This window comes from Aeromonas sp. V90_14 (genome assembly GCF_029967615.1).
Taxonomy (GTDB): domain Bacteria; phylum Pseudomonadota; class Gammaproteobacteria; order Enterobacterales; family Aeromonadaceae; genus Aeromonas; species Aeromonas hydrophila.
Genome location: NZ_JASCAS010000008.1, coordinates 107141 through 124106 on the forward strand (window position 1 = coordinate 107141; position 16966 = coordinate 124106).

Annotated in this window: 15 protein-coding genes and 1 tRNA gene; 7 read left to right on the forward strand and 9 right to left on the reverse strand. The window is 62.9% G+C overall.

What is annotated here, in order from left to right; genetic code table 11:
- Positions 1–42: 42 nt before the first annotated feature.
- Positions 43–753, forward strand: a complete 711-nt coding sequence (locus QLG02_RS08615) for an MOSC domain-containing protein (protein ID WP_282464988.1) — start codon at positions 43–45, stop codon at positions 751–753.
- 147 nt (positions 754–900) lie between these two features.
- Positions 901–977 (forward strand) — tRNA-Pro (locus QLG02_RS08620).
- A 276-nt stretch (positions 978–1253) separates the two neighbouring features.
- On the opposite strand, the gene QLG02_RS08625 is transcribed toward QLG02_RS08620, so the two are convergent.
- Both QLG02_RS08625 and QLG02_RS08630 read right to left on the reverse strand, forming a co-directional pair.
- Positions 1254–1781, reverse strand: coding sequence for a hypothetical protein (locus tag QLG02_RS08625; RefSeq protein WP_011707791.1), 528 nt, complete (start codon positions 1779–1781; stop codon positions 1254–1256).
- Between the two features lie 124 nt (positions 1782–1905).
- Complete coding sequence (locus QLG02_RS08630; RefSeq protein WP_029306122.1) at positions 1906–2370, reverse strand: thioesterase family protein; 465 nt, start codon at positions 2368–2370, stop codon at positions 1906–1908.
- A gap of 133 nt (positions 2371–2503) precedes the next feature.
- Here QLG02_RS08630 and recQ point away from each other — a divergent pair, with 133 nt between their 5' ends.
- On the forward strand, positions 2504–4339 hold the full coding sequence (gene recQ, locus QLG02_RS08635) for an ATP-dependent DNA helicase RecQ (protein WP_011707789.1): 1836 nt from the start codon (positions 2504–2506) through the stop codon (positions 4337–4339).
- A 61-nt stretch (positions 4340–4400) separates the two neighbouring features.
- Here recQ and QLG02_RS08640 read toward each other — a convergent pair whose 3' ends face one another.
- Positions 4401–4700, reverse strand: coding sequence for a c-type cytochrome (locus QLG02_RS08640; RefSeq protein WP_282464989.1), 300 nt, complete (start codon positions 4698–4700; stop codon positions 4401–4403).
- Between the two features lie 103 nt (positions 4701–4803).
- On the opposite strand from QLG02_RS08640, the gene QLG02_RS08645 reads away from it, so the two are divergent.
- The 3 genes from QLG02_RS08645 (at position 4804) to QLG02_RS08655 (ending at position 7336) form a co-directional block, all read left to right on the forward strand.
- Positions 4804–6231 carry a protein adenylyltransferase SelO gene (locus QLG02_RS08645; RefSeq protein ID WP_257685837.1) on the forward strand — a complete coding sequence of 476 codons (1428 nt, stop codon included), beginning with the start codon at positions 4804–4806 and terminating at the stop codon, positions 6229–6231.
- A gap of 10 nt (positions 6232–6241) precedes the next feature.
- Positions 6242–6529 carry a DUF3630 family protein gene (locus tag QLG02_RS08650; protein ID WP_257685836.1) on the forward strand — a complete coding sequence of 96 codons (288 nt, stop codon included), beginning with the start codon at positions 6242–6244 and terminating at the stop codon, positions 6527–6529.
- A 132-nt stretch (positions 6530–6661) separates the two neighbouring features.
- A complete protein-coding gene (locus QLG02_RS08655) occupies positions 6662–7336 on the forward strand; it encodes a 7-cyano-7-deazaguanine/7-aminomethyl-7-deazaguanine transporter (RefSeq protein ID WP_257685835.1) in 675 nt (224 codons plus the stop codon).
- A gap of 270 nt (positions 7337–7606) precedes the next feature.
- Here QLG02_RS08655 and rraA read toward each other — a convergent pair whose 3' ends face one another.
- Positions 7607–8092, reverse strand: a complete 486-nt coding sequence (gene rraA / locus QLG02_RS08660; protein ID WP_005306574.1) for a ribonuclease E activity regulator RraA — start codon at positions 8090–8092, stop codon at positions 7607–7609.
- Between the two features lie 145 nt (positions 8093–8237).
- Between rraA and QLG02_RS08665 the strand changes: the two genes are divergently transcribed.
- Positions 8238–10091, forward strand: coding sequence for a HAMP domain-containing methyl-accepting chemotaxis protein (locus QLG02_RS08665; RefSeq protein WP_282464990.1), 1854 nt, complete (start codon positions 8238–8240; stop codon positions 10089–10091).
- A 57-nt stretch (positions 10092–10148) separates the two neighbouring features.
- On the opposite strand, the gene mgtE is transcribed toward QLG02_RS08665, so the two are convergent.
- The 5 genes from mgtE to nirB form a co-directional block, all read right to left on the reverse strand.
- The gene (mgtE, locus tag QLG02_RS08670; RefSeq protein ID WP_024945584.1) at positions 10149–11573 is read right to left on the reverse strand and encodes a magnesium transporter; all 1425 of its coding nucleotides are present in this window, start codon (positions 11571–11573) and stop codon (positions 10149–10151) included.
- A 132-nt stretch (positions 11574–11705) separates the two neighbouring features.
- Positions 11706–13112 carry a siroheme synthase CysG gene (gene cysG / locus QLG02_RS08675; RefSeq protein WP_282464991.1) on the reverse strand — a complete coding sequence of 469 codons (1407 nt, stop codon included), beginning with the start codon at positions 13110–13112 and terminating at the stop codon, positions 11706–11708.
- A gap of 12 nt (positions 13113–13124) precedes the next feature.
- Entirely contained in the window at positions 13125–13937 is an 813-nt protein-coding gene (gene nirC / locus QLG02_RS08680; RefSeq protein WP_282464992.1) for a nitrite transporter NirC, read from the reverse strand.
- Between the two features lie 57 nt (positions 13938–13994).
- On the reverse strand, positions 13995–14312 hold the full coding sequence (nirD, locus tag QLG02_RS08685) for a nitrite reductase small subunit NirD (RefSeq protein WP_016352322.1): 318 nt from the start codon (positions 14310–14312) through the stop codon (positions 13995–13997).
- Complete coding sequence (gene nirB / locus QLG02_RS08690) at positions 14312–16858, reverse strand: nitrite reductase large subunit NirB (RefSeq protein WP_282464993.1); 2547 nt, start codon at positions 16856–16858, stop codon at positions 14312–14314. The genes nirD and nirB overlap by 1 nt, the downstream gene beginning before the upstream one ends.
- Between the last annotated feature and the right edge of the window lie 108 nt (positions 16859–16966).

Sequence of the window (16966 nt, forward strand, 5' to 3'; positions counted from 1 at the left end):
CGTGCTAAGATCCGCATTCTCTCGTCAATCCGGAGGATGAGAATGCGGATCTCCATCTTTAGCGGCCAGGGTACCGAACTGGTTCCCGGCCTTGTCAGTGCCATCCACAAACAAGCCACTACCATACCGCTCTGGTGCGGTGCCAATGGTCTGGCTGGCGATGAACAGTGCGACCAGCGCCACCATGGCGGCCCGGATCGGGCGCTGCACCACTATCCCGCCGACCACTACCCCTGGTGGCACAACTGGCAGACGGCGCTGGGTCTGCCAGCCCCGCGTACTCCCTGGCAACCGGCCGCCTTCGGCGAGAACCTCTCCGGGATCGGGCTGACCGAGGCGCAGGCCTGCATCGGCGATGTCTATCGACTCGGCGAGGCGCTGATCCAGATAAGCCAGCCCAGATCCCCCTGCTTCAAGCTCAACCAGCGTTTCGGCTATGGCCAGATGTCGCAGGTGATGCAGCTCAGCGGTCGCTGCGGCTGGCTGCTACGGGTGCTGGAAGAGGGGATGGTGATGCCGCAGGAGCGGCTGGCGCTGGTGGACAGGCCCTACCCTGAACTCACGGTAAAGCGTACCGCCGATATCCTGTTCAACCAGCTGCGCAACGAGGCGGACCTGCTGTTGCTGCTGGAAAATCCGGCCCTCTCGCCCAACTGGCGCAAGCATGCGGCAGACTGGCTGGAGCATGGTGTGATCGCTGACTGGCGTCGCCGCTTGCTCGGCCCGGCCGAATTCCAGCTCGCTTCGTCATAAGCGTTGCCAGGCCATTTTTTGGCCGCTGACGGCTCAGGATGGATGGAACTGACGAATAGTTGAGCGAACAGCCATTTTTTTCCTTCCAAACGTAAAAAAGGCTTGTGTCGAGTCGGGGCTTTCGGTAAATTCCCGTCCCGCAGACATCGGTGTGTAGCGCAGCTTGGTAGCGCACTTCGTTCGGGACGAAGGGGTCGGAGGTTCGAATCCTCTCACACCGACCACATTAGAAAAGGCCGCTCAATAGAGCGGCCTTTTCGCATTTGGCGTTTGCGCAAGTCGAGGGAGATATTCAGGCTGGCGGCGTTCTAGGGTAACTGCAATGCTCCTCTGTCTCTCTGTTTCATCCGTCTCGTCAGTTCCGTTGCCCGGCGCTGGGCAATAAAAGGGCCACCGCTCGGTGGCCCAGGGTGGAGTCTGATCCTGACTCCGGCACTCTAGATTGTGGCAATCTCTGGTTGGGTTCTGTCTATGTGCCCTCCTTGCGCGCCAGGCGCCTGTTAGATATGCCAGTGCTGATGCCGCAATGCCTTGAAGCCGTGTTGAGGTTGCAAGGCCGCGTGCTTGGGGTACTCACTAATGAAATGTTCGATTCCCTCCATCAGTTGTTCACGTAATGAAGACACGGGCTCATGCCAGGCTTGCAGGCATAGGTGGCCGGGGATCAGCTGCTCCTGATAATCTTCCAGCAGCTGTTCTGGCCAGGGCTCAATACCGGAATTGCGTTGCAGCAAATAGTGGGCGGCGGGTTCACGGGCATAGATGAACTGAATTTGGGCCAGATCGCGTTGGCTTAGCGTTTGACTGTTGATATGACAAGTCAGGTATTTTCCCGTCTTCAGGTCCAAGAAGTGACCGCGTTGCCGACAGGCTATGATGCGATACCAAGGCAGGGGCGAACAGAGAGAGTATCCCTCAAGCTCCTGTTCCAGCCAGTGGCGACACTCGGGTGTCTGCACCTCGTCGAGCATGGACTCGAGTTGCCTCAACAAGGCTCTGGATGGTTTGGTGGCCAGTTTCGCACTCATCGCCTGCAATCCTCCCTCTGCACACAATCCCGACTTTCAGTATGAACCCGGTGGCGGCAGAGGGGGTAAGGTTTCTAATGATTAAAATCAGATTAGCAGCGTGGTTTTTATGCAATAGGCTGGCTTAGCCCACCAGGTAGGTGCCGGTACCGAAGGCGATATGAGTCCCTTCTTCGTTGTGCAGCTCCATGCGGGCAACCGCGACCTTGCTGCCGGCCCGGATGATGTGGGCGGTGGCGATGAACTCGTTGCCGCGCCCCGGTCGCAGGTAGTCCACCCGCAGATCGATGGTGCCGAGGCGGGAGAAGCGCTCCTTGAGGTAGCTGGGGGAGAAGTCTTCCAGCTCGTCGATGCAGGAGGCGGCGACTATCATGCCGCCGGCCACATCGAGCAGGCTGGCGGTGACGCCGCCGTGCAGGATGTTGTGGAAGGGGTTGCCGATCAGCTTCTCCTCCATCTTGATGCGCAGCTCCACCTTGTCGAAGTCGTAGTGCGTCACCTGCATGCCGATCAGCTTGTTGAACGGCATCCTCTCGGCGAACAGGTTGGCAATGCCACTGAGCGCCATCTTCTTGAGCATCTGTTTCATTCCTTGAGTCCGATCCCTGGCAGTACGACCGAGTAAAAACTCCAGCCAGTCTGCAACACTTCCTTAACAGTCGCAATGGCAGGTTTATTGTGAGCGGCTGCTGCTTTAGAATGGCGACCCCAAAGGAGAGCCCATGACCGCCATTGCCGAAACCCTGCCTGACCCCCAGCCAGAGAATCCGCTTGCCCTGCTGCAGGCGGTGTTCGGCTATCAGCAATTCCGGCCGGGCCAGCTCGAAATCATCGAGCAGATCGTGGCGGGGCGCGATGCGCTGGTGCTCAAGCCCACCGGTGGCGGCAAGTCGCTCTGCTACCAGATCCCGGCGCTGTTGCGGCCCGGGCTCGGGGTAGTGGTCTCTCCCCTCATTTCGCTGATGAAGGATCAGGTGGACAGCCTGCGCGCCAACGGCGTGGCGGCGGTCTACATCAACTCGGCACTGAGCCGGGAGGAGATGATCCAGAATTTTGCCGCCATGCGGCGCGGCGAGATAAAAATCGTCTACGTCTCCCCCGAACGCCTGCTGCAGCACGAGTTCATGGATCGGCTGGCAGAGCTGCCGCTCGGCCTGTTTGCCATCGACGAGGCGCACTGCGTCTCTCAGTGGGGACACGATTTTCGACCGGAATACGCGGCGCTGGGCCGGCTCAAGCAGTGGTTCCCGCAGGTGCCCGTGGTGGCGCTCACCGCCACCGCCGACGAGGCGACCCGCAGCGACATGCTGCATCGGCTGGAACTCCACGACCCCTTTATCCATACCGCCAGCTTCGATCGGCCCAATATCCGCTACAGCCTGGTGGAGAAATTCAAGGCGGCGGAGCAGCTGCTGCGCTATGTGCAGAGCCAGAAGGGCAACTGCGGCATCGTCTACTGCTCCAGCCGCAATCGGGTGGAAGAGGTGGCCGAGCGGCTCTCCCGCCACGGCTGCAAGGCGGCGCCCTATCACGCCGGCCTGCCGCTCGAGCTGCGCCAGCGCACTCAGGAGTCCTTCCTCAAGGACGACATCGAGATAGTGGTGGCGACGGTGGCGTTCGGCATGGGCATCGACAAGCCCAATGTGCGCTTCGTGGTGCACTACGACATCCCCAAGAACATCGAATCCTACTATCAGGAGACCGGCCGGGCCGGCCGCGACGGCACCCCGGCCGAGGCGCTGCTGCTGTACGATCCAGCCGACATCGGCCGGGTGCGCCGGCTGCTCGACAACATCGAAAACCCCCAGCAGTTGCAGGTGGAGCAGTACAAGCTCAACGTGATGGCGGCCTTCGCCGAGGCTCAGACCTGCCGCCGGCAGGTGCTGCTCAACTACTTCGGCGAGTACAACGACAAGCCGTGCGGCAACTGTGACATCTGCCTCGACCCGCCCCAGAGCTACGACGGCACCGAAGATGCCCAGAAGGCGCTCTCCTGCGTCTGGCGGGTGGGGCAGAATTTCGGGGTGGGTTATGTGGTGGAGGTGCTGCGCGGGTCGCTGAACCAGCGCATCAAGGACCACGGCCACGACAAGCTGTCGACCTACGGCATCGGCAAGGATCAGAGCCACGAGTACTGGATGAGCGTGATCCGCCAGCTGATCCACAAGGGGCTGCTGACCCAGAACATCACCCGCAATCTGGTGCTGCAGTTGACCGAGGCGGCCCGTCCCGTGCTGCGCGGCGAGGTGAAACTGGATCTGGCGGTGCCGCGCCTGCAGCCCATCTCCAGCCGCAAGGAGAAGCGCAACGGCCTGCTCGACAACGCCAACTACGACAAGCGGCTGTTCAAGGAGCTGCGCGCCCTGCGCAAGCAGATCGCCGAGGATGAAGAGGTGCCGCCCTATGTGGTGTTCAACGATGCCACCCTGGTCGAGATGGCGCAGCTGATGCCGATGACCGAGGCGGAAATGCTGGCGGTCAACGGCGTGGGTCACCGCAAGCTGGAACGCTTCGGCGAAGCCTTTATGGACCTGATCATCGACTACTGCCGTCGGTAGGAGCTTGGTGAAGCTGCACCGGGCGCGTCGCCAACGGGCGTCCGTCTGCCGGGCGCGCCGGTTATTTGAGGCTGGCGTAATAGGCCGCCAGGTTCTCCATGTCCGCATCGGTGAGTGGCGCCATGAAGGGCACCATCAAGGGCTCCTTGCGGCTGCCATCCTTGAAGGCCTTCAGCTGTTTGACCAGATAGGCGGCGTTTTGTCCCGCCAGATGGGGATAGTTGGGAATAAGAGCCTTGCCTTCGACCCCGTGACAGGCGGCGCAGACGGCGGCCTTGGCTTTGCCTGCCTCGACATCGGCCGCCTGGGCCGGCCCCCACAACAACAGCAACAGGGGCAGGGTGCCCAACCATCTTTGCATCTTCTTCTCCTTGAAATGAAATAGCGCATCGTCCGTTAGCCAGTGCTGGCCGACGGCGGTATAAAGAGTGACACGAGCATACGCAGGGACGAACCGCACCACCATGAAGCTGATCAACACTTTTGCCACCGAACTGCCCTGGGCTTGTGAGCCCGTTGCACCCCAGCCACTGCATGCCCCCGGCCTGCTGCACCTCAACCGTGCGCTGCTCGGCGAGCTGGGGCTGGGGGCGGTGAGCGAGGCCGACTGGCTGGCCTGCTGTGGCCATGGGCAGCCCTTGCCCGGCATGCAGCCGGTGGCCCAGGTCTATGCGGGCCACCAGTTCGGCGGCTACAGCCCGCGTCTTGGCGATGGCCGCGCCCTGCTGCTGGGGGAGCAGCAGGCGCCGGATGGCAGCCGCTGGGATCTGCACCTGAAAGGGGCGGGCAAGACCCCCTTCTCCCGTTTCGGCGATGGCCGCGCCGTGCTCCGTTCCAGCATTCGCGAGTATCTGGCCTCCGAGGCGCTGCATGCCCTCGGCATCCCCACCACCCGGGCCCTGGTGCTGGTGGGCAGCCAGGAGCCGGTCTACCGCGAGCAGGTGGAGACAGGCGCGACCGTGCTGCGTACCGCCCCGAGTCATCTGCGCTTCGGCCACGTCGAGTATTTCGCCTGGAGCGGGCAGGGGGATCGAATCCCGACCCTTATCGACTATCTGCTACGCCACCATTTCCCCGAGCTGGTCGATGGTGCCGAGCTGTTTGCCGAAGTGGTACGCCGCACCGCGCGGCTCATCGCCAAGTGGCAGGCGGCAGGCTTCTGCCACGGGGTGATGAACACCGACAACATGTCGCTGCTCGGACTGACGCTGGATTACGGTCCCTACGGCTTCATCGATGCCTATGTGCCGGACTTTGTTTGCAACCACTCGGATCCGGGCGGTCGCTATGCGCTGGATCAGCAGCCGGCGGTCGGTTACTGGAACTTGCAAAAGCTGGCGCAAGCGCTGGCCGGCCACGTCGATGGGGACGCGCTGGCTGCGGCCCTGGCCCAGTATGAACACCAGTTGATGCTGCACTACTCGGAACTGATGCGCGCCAAACTGGGGCTGGCGGTGTGGGAAGACGACGATCCGGCGCTGTTCCGCGAGCTGTTCCGGCTGCTGACGGAGCACGGAGTGGATTACCACCTGTTCCTGCGTCGTCTCGGTGAGGTGACGCAAGAGGGGGCATGGCCCGCCAGCCTGCTGGCTCTGCTGCCGGATCTTGCCGCCTGGCAAGGGTGGCTTGAGGCCTATCGGGCGCGCCTGGCCCGGGAAGGGAGCGAGGATGGCGTACGCAAGGTGCAGATGGATTCGGTCAACCCCAAGTATGTGCTGCGCAACGCGCTGGCCCAGCGGGTGATCGAGGCTGCCGAGCAGGGCGACATGGCGCCGTTCGAGCGACTGTTTGCGGCCCTGCAGCACCCCTATGATGAGCAACCCGAATACGAGGATCTCGCGACTCCGCAACCGGCATGGTATTGCAGTGGCGAGCTCTCTTGCAGCAGTTGAGGAGCCGCAGATGAACTGGCGTATCGCGCAGACAGACAGGGAGGCCGGGGTGGTGACGCTGGTGAACCCCGCGCTCGATTGGGACAGCTTTCCGACTCTGGCCGAGGCTCTGTTGCAGGAGTGGGAGCTGGTGGTGCTCGAGCGGGAGTGCGGTGCCGATCGTCACAGCTGGTTGCTGGAGTTCGAGGGGAGCCGCTTTCGGCTCGAGTACGAACACTACAGCGGCTGCTGGCTGGCGGCGGAGCTGCCTGTCGATGCCGAGGTGCTGCTCTGGCTGGCCCGTCAGCATCAGGGGTGAGGATGGTATGGCAGCCTCAGCAACCGCATAAGGATTGAACTATCAGTGTGGGGGCGTATAATCTCGCCCCTCAATTATCGCCAATGGTGGCGGTATGGGTTCCCTAACCCCATTAACCAAAAAGGTCACAATATGAATCTGACCCCTGCTCAGCACCAGATGGCGCTGGTGCGCCTCTCGTTGTTCCACATCCTGATCATTGCCAGCAGCAACTACCTGGTGCAGCTGCCGATCACCATCTTCGGCTTCCACACTACCTGGGGTGCCTTCAGCTTCCCGTTCATCTTTCTGGCCACCGACTTGACGGTGCGGATCTTCGGTGCCGGTCTGGCGCGCAAGATCATCCAGACCGTGATGTTGCCGGCGCTGGCCATCTCCTATGCCCTGTCGGTACTGTTCTTCGAGGGTAGCTTCCAGGGCGTCGGCAACCTGGCCGAATTCAATCTCTTTGTTGCCCGGATTGCGTTAGCCAGTTTTATGGCCTATCTGGTGGGTCAGTTCATGGACGTGGTGGTGTTCAACCGGCTGCGGCTGCTGAAAGCCTGGTGGGTGGCACCGGCTGCCTCCACTCTGTTCGGCAACCTGGTGGACACCATCGCTTTCTTCACCATCGCTTTCTGGTGCAGTACGGATCCCTTCATGGCCGAGCACTGGGTCGAGATTGCTACCGTGGACTACGTGTTCAAGCTGCTGATAAGCCTGGGATTGTTTGTGCCGCTCTACGGCGTGCTGCTGCGTTATCTCAGCCGCAAGCTGGTGGGCGAGGCCGGATTGGCCGGCCTACAAACGGCCACGCGACAAGCCTGACGAGATTGACCACCCCCAGGGGTGGTCAATTTTTTTGCATTTTTGGCAAATAAGGGTTGCCAAGTTAAATGAGAATGATTATTGTTAACTTGTTTTCCGGGAAAGACTTCATTCGTTCCAACGTGATGGACTTCTTGTGAAGGCACGACATTGCTCACATTGCTTCCAGTTAAGGGGCCAGTTTTTACTGGCCCTCTTTTTTTGCGTGTTTTCGGCCAGCGACGGGCATAAAAAATGGGAGCCTTGGCTCCCATTTTCACTCTGCTCCGCTTACTCGATGTCGAGTGCATCGGGGGAGAGGATCACCCCTGTGGTATCGGCGTAGAGATGATCGTCCGGCAGGAAGGTGACGCCACCGAAGTTGACCGGCAGATCGGTCTCGCCCACGTCCTTGCTGTCGGCACCCACCGGAATGGCTGCCAGCGCCTGAATGCCGATATCCAAGTCTTCCAGAATGTCGACCTCGCGCACGCAGCCGTAGCAGACGATCCCTTCCCACTCGTTCTCGGCCGCCGTGGTGGCGATCTCGCTGTCGATCAGGGCGCGGCGCATGGAGCCACCGCCATCGATCAGCAACACCCGACCGACGCCGTTCTCTTTGACGAGTTCACGGATCAGGCCGTTTGATTCGAAGCATTTGACTGTGGTGATGACGCCGCCGAACGAGGCGCGGCCGCCGAAGGAGCAGAGCATGGGTTCGAGTACATCCACCATGTCCTGATAGATGTCGCACAGTTCTGAAGTGTTGTATTCCATTGTGTCAAATCCACTGCTGGAAACAGGTGGGATCCAGTATAAGGAGTGGGACCGGCATTTCAATGAATATTCCTTGAACAACAACGGGGATAACGTTTTCCGCATAAGCTCAATGCAGTCCATCCGTGCTTGTGAGAGGTTCATCGTGCTGATCCGTCATAAATTGATCCTGAATACCGCGCTGGTCGCCGTTGCCATGCTGGTATTGAGCGGCCTGTTTCTCTACTCCAACCAGGTGAGTCGCCATTTGACCGAGGCCCAGCGCAACGTGGACGGGCTCGAGATCGCTATGCTCAACCTGCGACGGGCCGAGAAGGATTTCCTGATCCGCAAGGATCCGGCCTTCGTGACCCGCTTCAACGAGGTGCTGGCCAATTTTCACCAGCTCAACCAGACCCTGGGTCAGGATGACAACCTCAGTGCCGTGCAGGGCGAGCTGACCCGGCTGGATCAGCAGATGGGAGCCTATGGCAAGGCCTTCAACGATCTGGTGGCCCAGCAGCAGATCATCGGGCTGGGGCCGGAAGACGGCCTCTACGGGCGTTTGAGAACCGCGGTGCATCAGGTGGAAGAGGGGCTCAAGCAGCTGGATGAACAGGGTCTGCTCATCACCATGTTGCAACTGCGGCGGTCGGAGAAAGACTTCATGCTGCGCTCCGACATCCAGTATCTGGAACGCTTCCAGACCCTGCACAAGGATTTCCAGCAGCGGCTGGCAACCTTGCCGGAGGCTGATCGCGGCAAGCTGGAGCAGGCCAGCGAGCAGTACCGGCAGGACTTCGTCGCACTGGTGCAGGGCATGCAAGTGCTGGGACTGAGTGAAGATGAGGGGCTGCGCAATGAGATGCGGGGCCTGGTGCATCAGACCGAGCAGGGCTTTACCGCCGTCGGCAAGCACATCGCCGACGAGCTGGTACGGCAGACCTCGCGTCTCAATACCCTGATGCTGGTCTGCGGGGGCATCATCATAGTGCTGATCGGCATCATGAGCATACTGCTGGGGCGCAGCATCGACCGCCCCATCTCGCGGGTGAACGACACCGTCAACCGCATCCGGCAAGACAACGACCTGCGCCTCAAGATAGAGCTGCAGGGGGCGGACGAGATGGCCCAGCTGGCAGGCAATCTGGACGTGATGCTGGGGGGCTTTCGCCACCTCATCGGCGACGTGAAGCAGAGCGTGCACACCCTGACCGAGGCGGCGGATCACCTCTCCGGCAACGTCCGCCGCACCAGCGAGGGGGCCGCTCGCCAGCTGCAGGAGACCGACATGGTGGCGACCGCCTCCACCGAGATGGGCTCCACCATAGAGGAGATTGCCCGCAACACCGAGCAGGCCGCCAACAATGCCCAGACCACCAACAACAAGGCGATGGAGGGGCGCAGTGCGGTGGAGAACACCGTCAGCCAGATCCGCTCCCTGGCCGACAACCTGGAGAACTCCTCCCGCGAAGTGGCCCAGCTGCAGCAGGAGAGCGAAACCATCGGCTCTGTGCTGGACGTGATCCGCGGCATCGCCGAGCAGACCAACCTGCTGGCCCTCAACGCGGCCATCGAGGCGGCGCGGGCGGGGGATCAGGGGCGCGGCTTTGCGGTGGTGGCGGACGAGGTGCGCAGCCTCGCCATTCGCACCCAGAAGTCGACCCAGGAGATCGCCGGTATCATCAGCTCGCTGCAGAAGCAGACCGGCAACATAGTGGGCATGATGGCAACCTGCCGCGAGCAGGGCAACAGCAGCTCGGAGCAGGCCAGCATGGCGGGCGAACTGCTGGAGCAGATCACCCAGGACGTCACCCATATCATGGACATGAGCACCCAGATTGCCGCCGCCATCGAGCAGCAGAGCCTGGTGGCCAACGAGGTGAACCGCAACGTCAACAACATCCGCGACATCGCCCAGGAGTCGAGCCTGATGGCGGAGGAGAATGCCAAGTCGAGTCACGGCCTGACCGAGCAGGCCAAGCTGCTCAACCAGGCGGTGGCCAAATACCGGGTGTAGCGGCCGCGCCGAATGAACAAGGGAGCCATAAAGGCTCCCTTTTTATTGCCAAGCGGATTAAAGCAGGAACAGGGTGGCCAGCCCCAGGAAGATGAAGAAGCCGCCGGTGTCGGTGATGGCGGTGATCATCACGCTGGCACCCACTGCCGGGTCGCGGCCCAGCCGGCTCATGGTCATGGGGATGATGACCCCCATCAGTGCCGCCACCAGCAGGTTGAGCATCATGGCGAGCGTCATCACCGCACCCAGCGCCGCATCCTGATAGAGGATGTAGGTGGCCACCCCCATGGTGCCGCCCCACACCAGGCCGTTGATCAGGGCCACCCCCAGCTCGCGCCACAGCAGGAAGGAGACGTTGCCGGTCTGGATATGCTGTAGCGCCAGCGCCCGCACTATCATGGTGATGGTCTGGTTGCCGGTGTTGCCGCCGATGCCGGCGACGATGGGCATCAGCGCCGCCAGCGCCACCAGCTGGGAGATGGTGTGCTCGAACAGACCGATTACCCGCGATGCCACGAAGGCGGTGCAGAGGTTGATGGCGAGCCAGGCCCAGCGGGTCTTGACCGCCTTGGAGACGGGCGCGAACACGTCCTCCTCTTCACTGATCCCCCCCATCCGGCGCAGGTCGGTGTCGCTCTCTTCATAGACCAGGTCCACCACCTCGGCGACGGTGAGCCGGCCCATCAGCTTGCCACGGCCGTCGATGACGGCGGCGGAGACCAGGTCGTCCCGCTCGAAGGTACGGGCGGCGGCTTCATCGTTGTCTTCCGGATCGAAGGTGACCGGATCCTTCTCCATCACGTCGCGCACCAGGGTCTCGGGTTTGTGCAGCAACACTGTGGTGAGCGGCAGCTCCCCCTGCAGCCGGTTGCGCCGGTCGGTGACGAACAGCTTGTCGGTGTTGGCGGGGATCTTGCCGCGCAGGCGCAGGTAGCGCTGCACCGTGGCCAGGCTCACCTCGGCCCGCACCGTGATGAGCTCGAAGTCCATCATGGCGCCGACCGTGTGCTTGCCGTAGCGGATCACCTCCCGCACCCGGTCGCGCTGGGCCGGGGCCATGGAGGTGAGCAGCCGTCCCATCAGGTTGCGGGGCAGGTACTGGCCCAGATAGATCTGATCGTCGATGTCGAGGGTGCGCAGGGCGTGCAGCAGCTCCTTGTCGCTCATGCCGCTGATCAGGCTGTCCCACACCGTTTCCGACGCCTCCACCAGGATCTGGCCGTGCTTCTCCTCGTCCACCTGCTGCCACAGCACGTGACGTTCGTCCGGCGGCAGGGATTCCAGCGCATCGGCGATATCGGCTGCGGGCAGGCTGTTGACCAGCCGGGTGAGTTCGCTGGTCTGATCCCGCAAGGTGGCATCCTGCACCCCTTGCGGGTCGAGCAGGCTGTCGGTGAGGGCATCATCGGCCAGCAGCAGGGTGAGAATGCGTGATCTGTCTTGTTCACGCTGTTTGGCGCTGTTCTTGGCGGGGAGGGACATGAAGCAGAATTCCTGAATTCGGTGGTCCGGCTGACACACCCCATAGGATACCAGACTCAAAACAAGAGGTTATGACAGTAAATGCAGAAAAAGAAACGCCACCCGAGGGTGGCGTTGACATAGATGCCGCGATCAAGCCGAGGCCAGGGCCGCGTCTGCGGCGCCTCCTTGCCCGAACCAGGCAAGCTGGTCCGCCAGGGTCACCACAGATCCCACCATGATGAGGGCCGGGCTCTCGACCCCCACCACCAGCTCGGGCAACTGATCGAGAGTGCCGCGAATGACCCGCTGGCTTGGCTGGGTGCCACGCTCGATCAGCGCCACCGGGGTGTCGCCCGCCTTGCCGTGGGTCAGCAGCTGCTCGCGGATGGTGGCACAGGAGGAGAGCCCCATGTAGAACACCAGGGTCTGCTTGTCTTTGGCCAGCAGCGGCCAGTCGAGATCCTGGGCGCCCCCTTTGCCGTGGGCGGTGACGAAGCGAACGCTCTGGGCGTGGTCGCGGTGGGTCAGCGGAATGCCGGCGTAGGCGGCGCAGCCGCTGGCCGCGGTGATCCCCGGCACCACCTGAAAACCGATGCCGCTGCCCACCAGCGTCTCCAGCTCCTCGCCGCCACGGCCGAAGATGAAGGGGTCACCCCCCTTCAGCCGCACCACCCGCTGGCCCTTCTTCGCCTCGTCCAGCAACAGCTGGTTGATCCCCTCCTGCGGCACGCAGTGATTGCCCGCCTGCTTGCCGACGAAGATGCGCTTGGCATCCCGGCGCACCAGCGCCATCACCTCGTCGGAGACCAGCCGGTCATAGACCACCACGTCCGCCTGCTGCATCTGGCGCAGGGCGTGCAGGGTGAGCAGACCCGGATCGCCGGGGCCTGCCCCCACCAGCACCACCTCGCCACCGCTCTGGCTCTCGTCGGCAAACAGGCTGTCGGCCAGCTGATTGGCAGAGGCGCTATCGCCCCGTGCCAGTGCCTGCCCGAGCCGGTCCGCCCCGAGCAGCCGTTCCCAGAAGCGGCGCCGCTCGCCCATGCTGGCGAAGCGGGCCTTGACCCGCTCCCGCAGGCTGCCGGCGAAGGCCGCGACGGCGCTCAGATGTTGAGGCAGCATGGCTTCGAGTTTCTCTCGCAGCAGCCGGGCCAGCACCGGGGCCTTGCCGCCGGAGGAGATGGCCACCATCAGCGGCGAGCGGTCGATGATCGACGGCATGATGAAGCTGGAGCGTTTCGGGTCATCCACCACGTTGGCGAAGATTCCCGCCTGGTTCGCGCTCTGGTAGACCAGGGCGTTCACCTCGCGCCGATCGGTGGCGGCCACCACCAGCCACTTGCCCGTCAGTTGCTGCGGCGCGAATTCACCGGCCAGCCACTCGATGCTGCCGTTGGCAGCCAGTTCTGCCAGCTCGGGGTCGAGCTCGGGCGCGACCACGGTGAGCTGGGCACTGGCATCCAGCAGCAGGCGCGCCTTGCGCTCCGCTACCTCGCCGCCGCCGACCAGCAGCACGGGTTTGTTGTCGAGTCGGCAAAAGATGGGCAAGTAGTCCATGGGGCCTCCTGATCAGGCGGTTTGGGTCTGGCTGGCAGTGGTGGTGGTCTCGTTCACCGCGACCGGGCGCTCAGCCTTGGGGGTGGCATACCAGTAGCCGAGGCCCATGAAGAGGGCGCCGGAGACGGTGTTGCCCAGGGTCACCCACAGCAGGTTGTGGCCGATACCGCCCAGGGTGTAGGCCTCGGAGTGGGCACCGAACCAGGAGAGAGCGAACAGGGTCATGTTGGCGACCGAGTGCTCGTAGCCGGAGGCGATGAAGGCCAGCAGGCACCACCAGATGGCGATGAACTTGGCGGCACCCTCGGTGCGCAGCGCCATCCAGATGGCGAGGCAGACCAGCCAGTTGCACAGCGCACCCTTCATGAACAGGGTCAACGCCGGTGCCTGGGTCTTGGCCAGCGCCACCTTGTGCGCCAGGCTGCCCGCGTCCGGCAGCAGGCTGCCGCCGTAGGAGTAGATCAGCGCCACCGCGATGGATCCGAGCAGGTTGCCGGCCCAGGTCTGCGGCAGGATGCGCAGCAGATCCCCCATGGAAATCTTGCCGGTCTTCACCCCGAAGGTGAGGAACATGGTGTGGCCGGTGAACAGCTCGGAGCCGGCGATGATGACCAGGGTCAGGGCGATGCCGAAGGTGGCCCCCATCACCAGCGGACGGATGCTCGGATCTACCAGGTTGCCCAGGGTGAAGATGAGGATGATGCCAAGGCCCACATAGGCCCCCGCCATGGCGGAGCTGAGCCAGAAGCCGAGCTTGTCGCTGCGCTCGAAGCGGTTGATGCGGGCCGCGTTGGCGGCGCACTTGTTGATGGTTTCGGTATACATCTTTGGTTCCTTCAAGAGGGCCGCCCGCAGGCAGCCCGAAAGAGAGTGAAATCGGCTTTAGACGGCGACCCAGACCTGCTGGTCGCGTACTTCAACGGGATAGCTTTGCACCGACATGGCGGCGTTCTCGAGGCAGTGGCCGTCGCGCAGGCGGAAGTGCTGCTTCTTGAGCGGGCTGGCGACCCAGAGCTCACCCTCGTGTTCACCTACGATGCCACGCGACAGCACGTTGGCGGCGAAGAAGGGATCTCGGTTGTCGATGGCGAACACCTCGGCGGCCGCGCTCGGGCGGAACAGGGCGATCTGACGCCCCTCGAGCAGGGCGCAGACGCCGGTTCCCGGCAGGATGTCGTTGAGTTGGCAGGCTAATTTCATCATTTGGTCTCCACCTCGATCTGGTAGACGGGGATGCGCTCGGCCGGGGTGGCCGGTCGGTGCTGGTCGCGTTCGCTGACGAACTGAACGTCCGGGTCGCGCTTGTCGCTGTTGATGAAGTGGCTGAAACGCTTGAGCGCTTCCTCTTCATTGAGGGTGCGCGACCATTCGCACTCGTAGCTGTCGATAAGGCGTTGGATATCGCGCTCCAGCGTCTCGGCCAGCCCCAGCTTGTCGTCGACGATCACTTCGCGCAGGTAGTCGACGCCCCCTTCCAGATTGCCGAGCCAGACCGAAGTGCGCTGCAGTTTGTCGGCGCTGGTGACGTAGAACATCATGAAACGGTCGATCAGCTTGATCAGGGTCTCGCGGTCGAGGTCAGACGCCAGCAGATCGGCGTGGCGCGGTTTCATGCCGCCGTTGCCGCCCACATAGAGGTTCCAGCCCGCATCGGTGGCGATGATGCCAACGTCCTTGCCCTGGGCTTCCGCACATTCACGGGTACAGCCGGAGACGCCGAACTTCATCTTGTGGGGGGTGCGAATGCCCTTGTAGCGGTTCTCGAGGAAGACCCCGAGGCCGACGCTGTCCTGCACGCCGAAGCGGCACCAGGTGCTGCCGACGCAGGTCTTGGCCATGCGCAGCGCCTTGGCGTAGGCCTGACCGGTCTCGAAGCCTGCCGCCAGCAGCTTGCGCCAGATGGCGGGCAGATCATCCTTCTGGGCCCCGAACAGGCCGATGCGCTGGGCGCCGGTGATCTTGGTGTAGAGCTTGTAGTCGCGGGCCACTTCAGCCACCGCCAGCAGCCCTGCCGGGGTCACTTCACCGCCGGCCATGCGCGGGATGACGGAGTAGCTGCCGTCCTTTTGCATGTTGCCGAGGAAGATGTCGTTGGTGTCCTGCAGCTGGGTGTTGAGCGGGCTCAGCACATAGTCGTTCCAGCAGGAGGCGAGGATGGAGCCGACGGTCGGTTTGCACACCTCGCAGCCATGGCCGTGACCGTGCTTGGCCAGCAGCTCGTCGAAGCTCTTGATCTCCTCCACCTTGACCAGGTGGAACAGCTCCTGACGGGAGTAGGGGAAGTGGCCGCAGAGGTGGTTGTTGACCTCGATGCCTTGCTTCACCAGCTCGGCGTTGAGCACCTGGCTGATGAGCGGCACGCAGCCGCCACAGCCGGTACCAGCCTTGGTGTGCTGCTTGATGGCGGCCAGCGTGGTGTGACCCTCGGCCACCGCCTTGGCGATGTCGCCCTTGGAGACGTCAAAGCAGGAGCAGATCTGGGCACTTTCCGGCAGGGCATCCACCCCCAGGGTCGGCTTGGCCCCGGCGTAGGCGGGCAGGATCAGGGTGTCCGGGTGGCTCGGCAGCGGCAGGGCGTTGAGCATCATCTGCAGCAGGTTGCCGTAATCTTCCACGTCACCCACCAGCACGGCGCCGAGCAATCGGCTGTTGTCTTCGCTCACCACTATCTTCTTGTAGACGCCGGCCTGGTCATCCTGAAACACATAGCTGTGGCTGCCCGGGGTGCGGCCGTGGGCATCACCGATGGAGCCGACGGAGACACCGAGCAGCTTGAGCTTGGCGCTCATGTCCGCCCCCTCAAAGCGGCTGTCGCCGCCGAGCAGATGGTCGACGGTGATCTGGGCCATCTTGTAGCCCGGCGCCACCAGCCCGAAGAAGCGGCCCTGCCAGGCGGCGCACTCGCCGATGGCATAGATGTCGGGGTCGGAGGTGAGGCAGTGATCGTCGATCAGCACGCCGCCACGGTCGGCAATGGCCAGTTCACAGTAACGGCCCAAGGTATCCTGCGGGCGGATGCCGGTGGAGAAGACGACCACGTCTACTTCCAGCTGGCTGCCGTCGGCGAAGGCGAGGCGGTGCTGGGCGTCGCGGCCGCCGTGCATCAGGATCTCGCTGGTGCTCTTGCTGGTGTGCACCTGCACGCCCATGGATTCAATCTTGCGGCGCAGCAGCTGGCCACCCTGACCGTCGAGCTGCTCGGCCATCAGCACCGGAGCAAACTCCACCACGTGGGTCTCGAGACCCAGTGCCTTGAGGGCACCGGCGGCTTCGAGGCCAAGCAGGCCGCCCCCGATCACCACCCCGCTCTTGCCGCTCTTGGCGGCGCTGCGGATGGCTTTCAGATCCTCGATGGTGCGATAGACGAAGCACTCGTGGTGCTGGCTGCCCTGGATGGGCGGCACCCAGGGGTAGGAACCGGTGGCCAGCACCAGCTTGTCGTACTCGACCACAGTGCCCTTGTTGGAGTGCACTTCGCGGTTGGCCCTGTCGATTTTTTTCACCGCTTCGCCGAGCAGCAGGCGGATGCCGTGCTTGTCGTAGAAGCCGGGTTTGACGAGGGAGAGATCTTCGCTGGTGTGATGGGAGAAGTAGGAGGAGAGATGGACGCGATCGTAGGCGGGACGGGGTTCTGCACCGAAGACGGTGATCTCGTAGCGGCCCGGGTCGGCCCGCTCGATCAGCTCTTCGATGAAGCGGTGCCCCACCATGCCGTTGCCCACAACGACCAGTCTGACTTTGCTCATAGTTGCCTCAAGTTTGGAGTAATAAAACATCATTCTGAGGCTAGGCTACCCAGTCGGCAGGGGCAGACGATTGATGCAAATCAAGTGTCTATTTATATATCCCCTCAG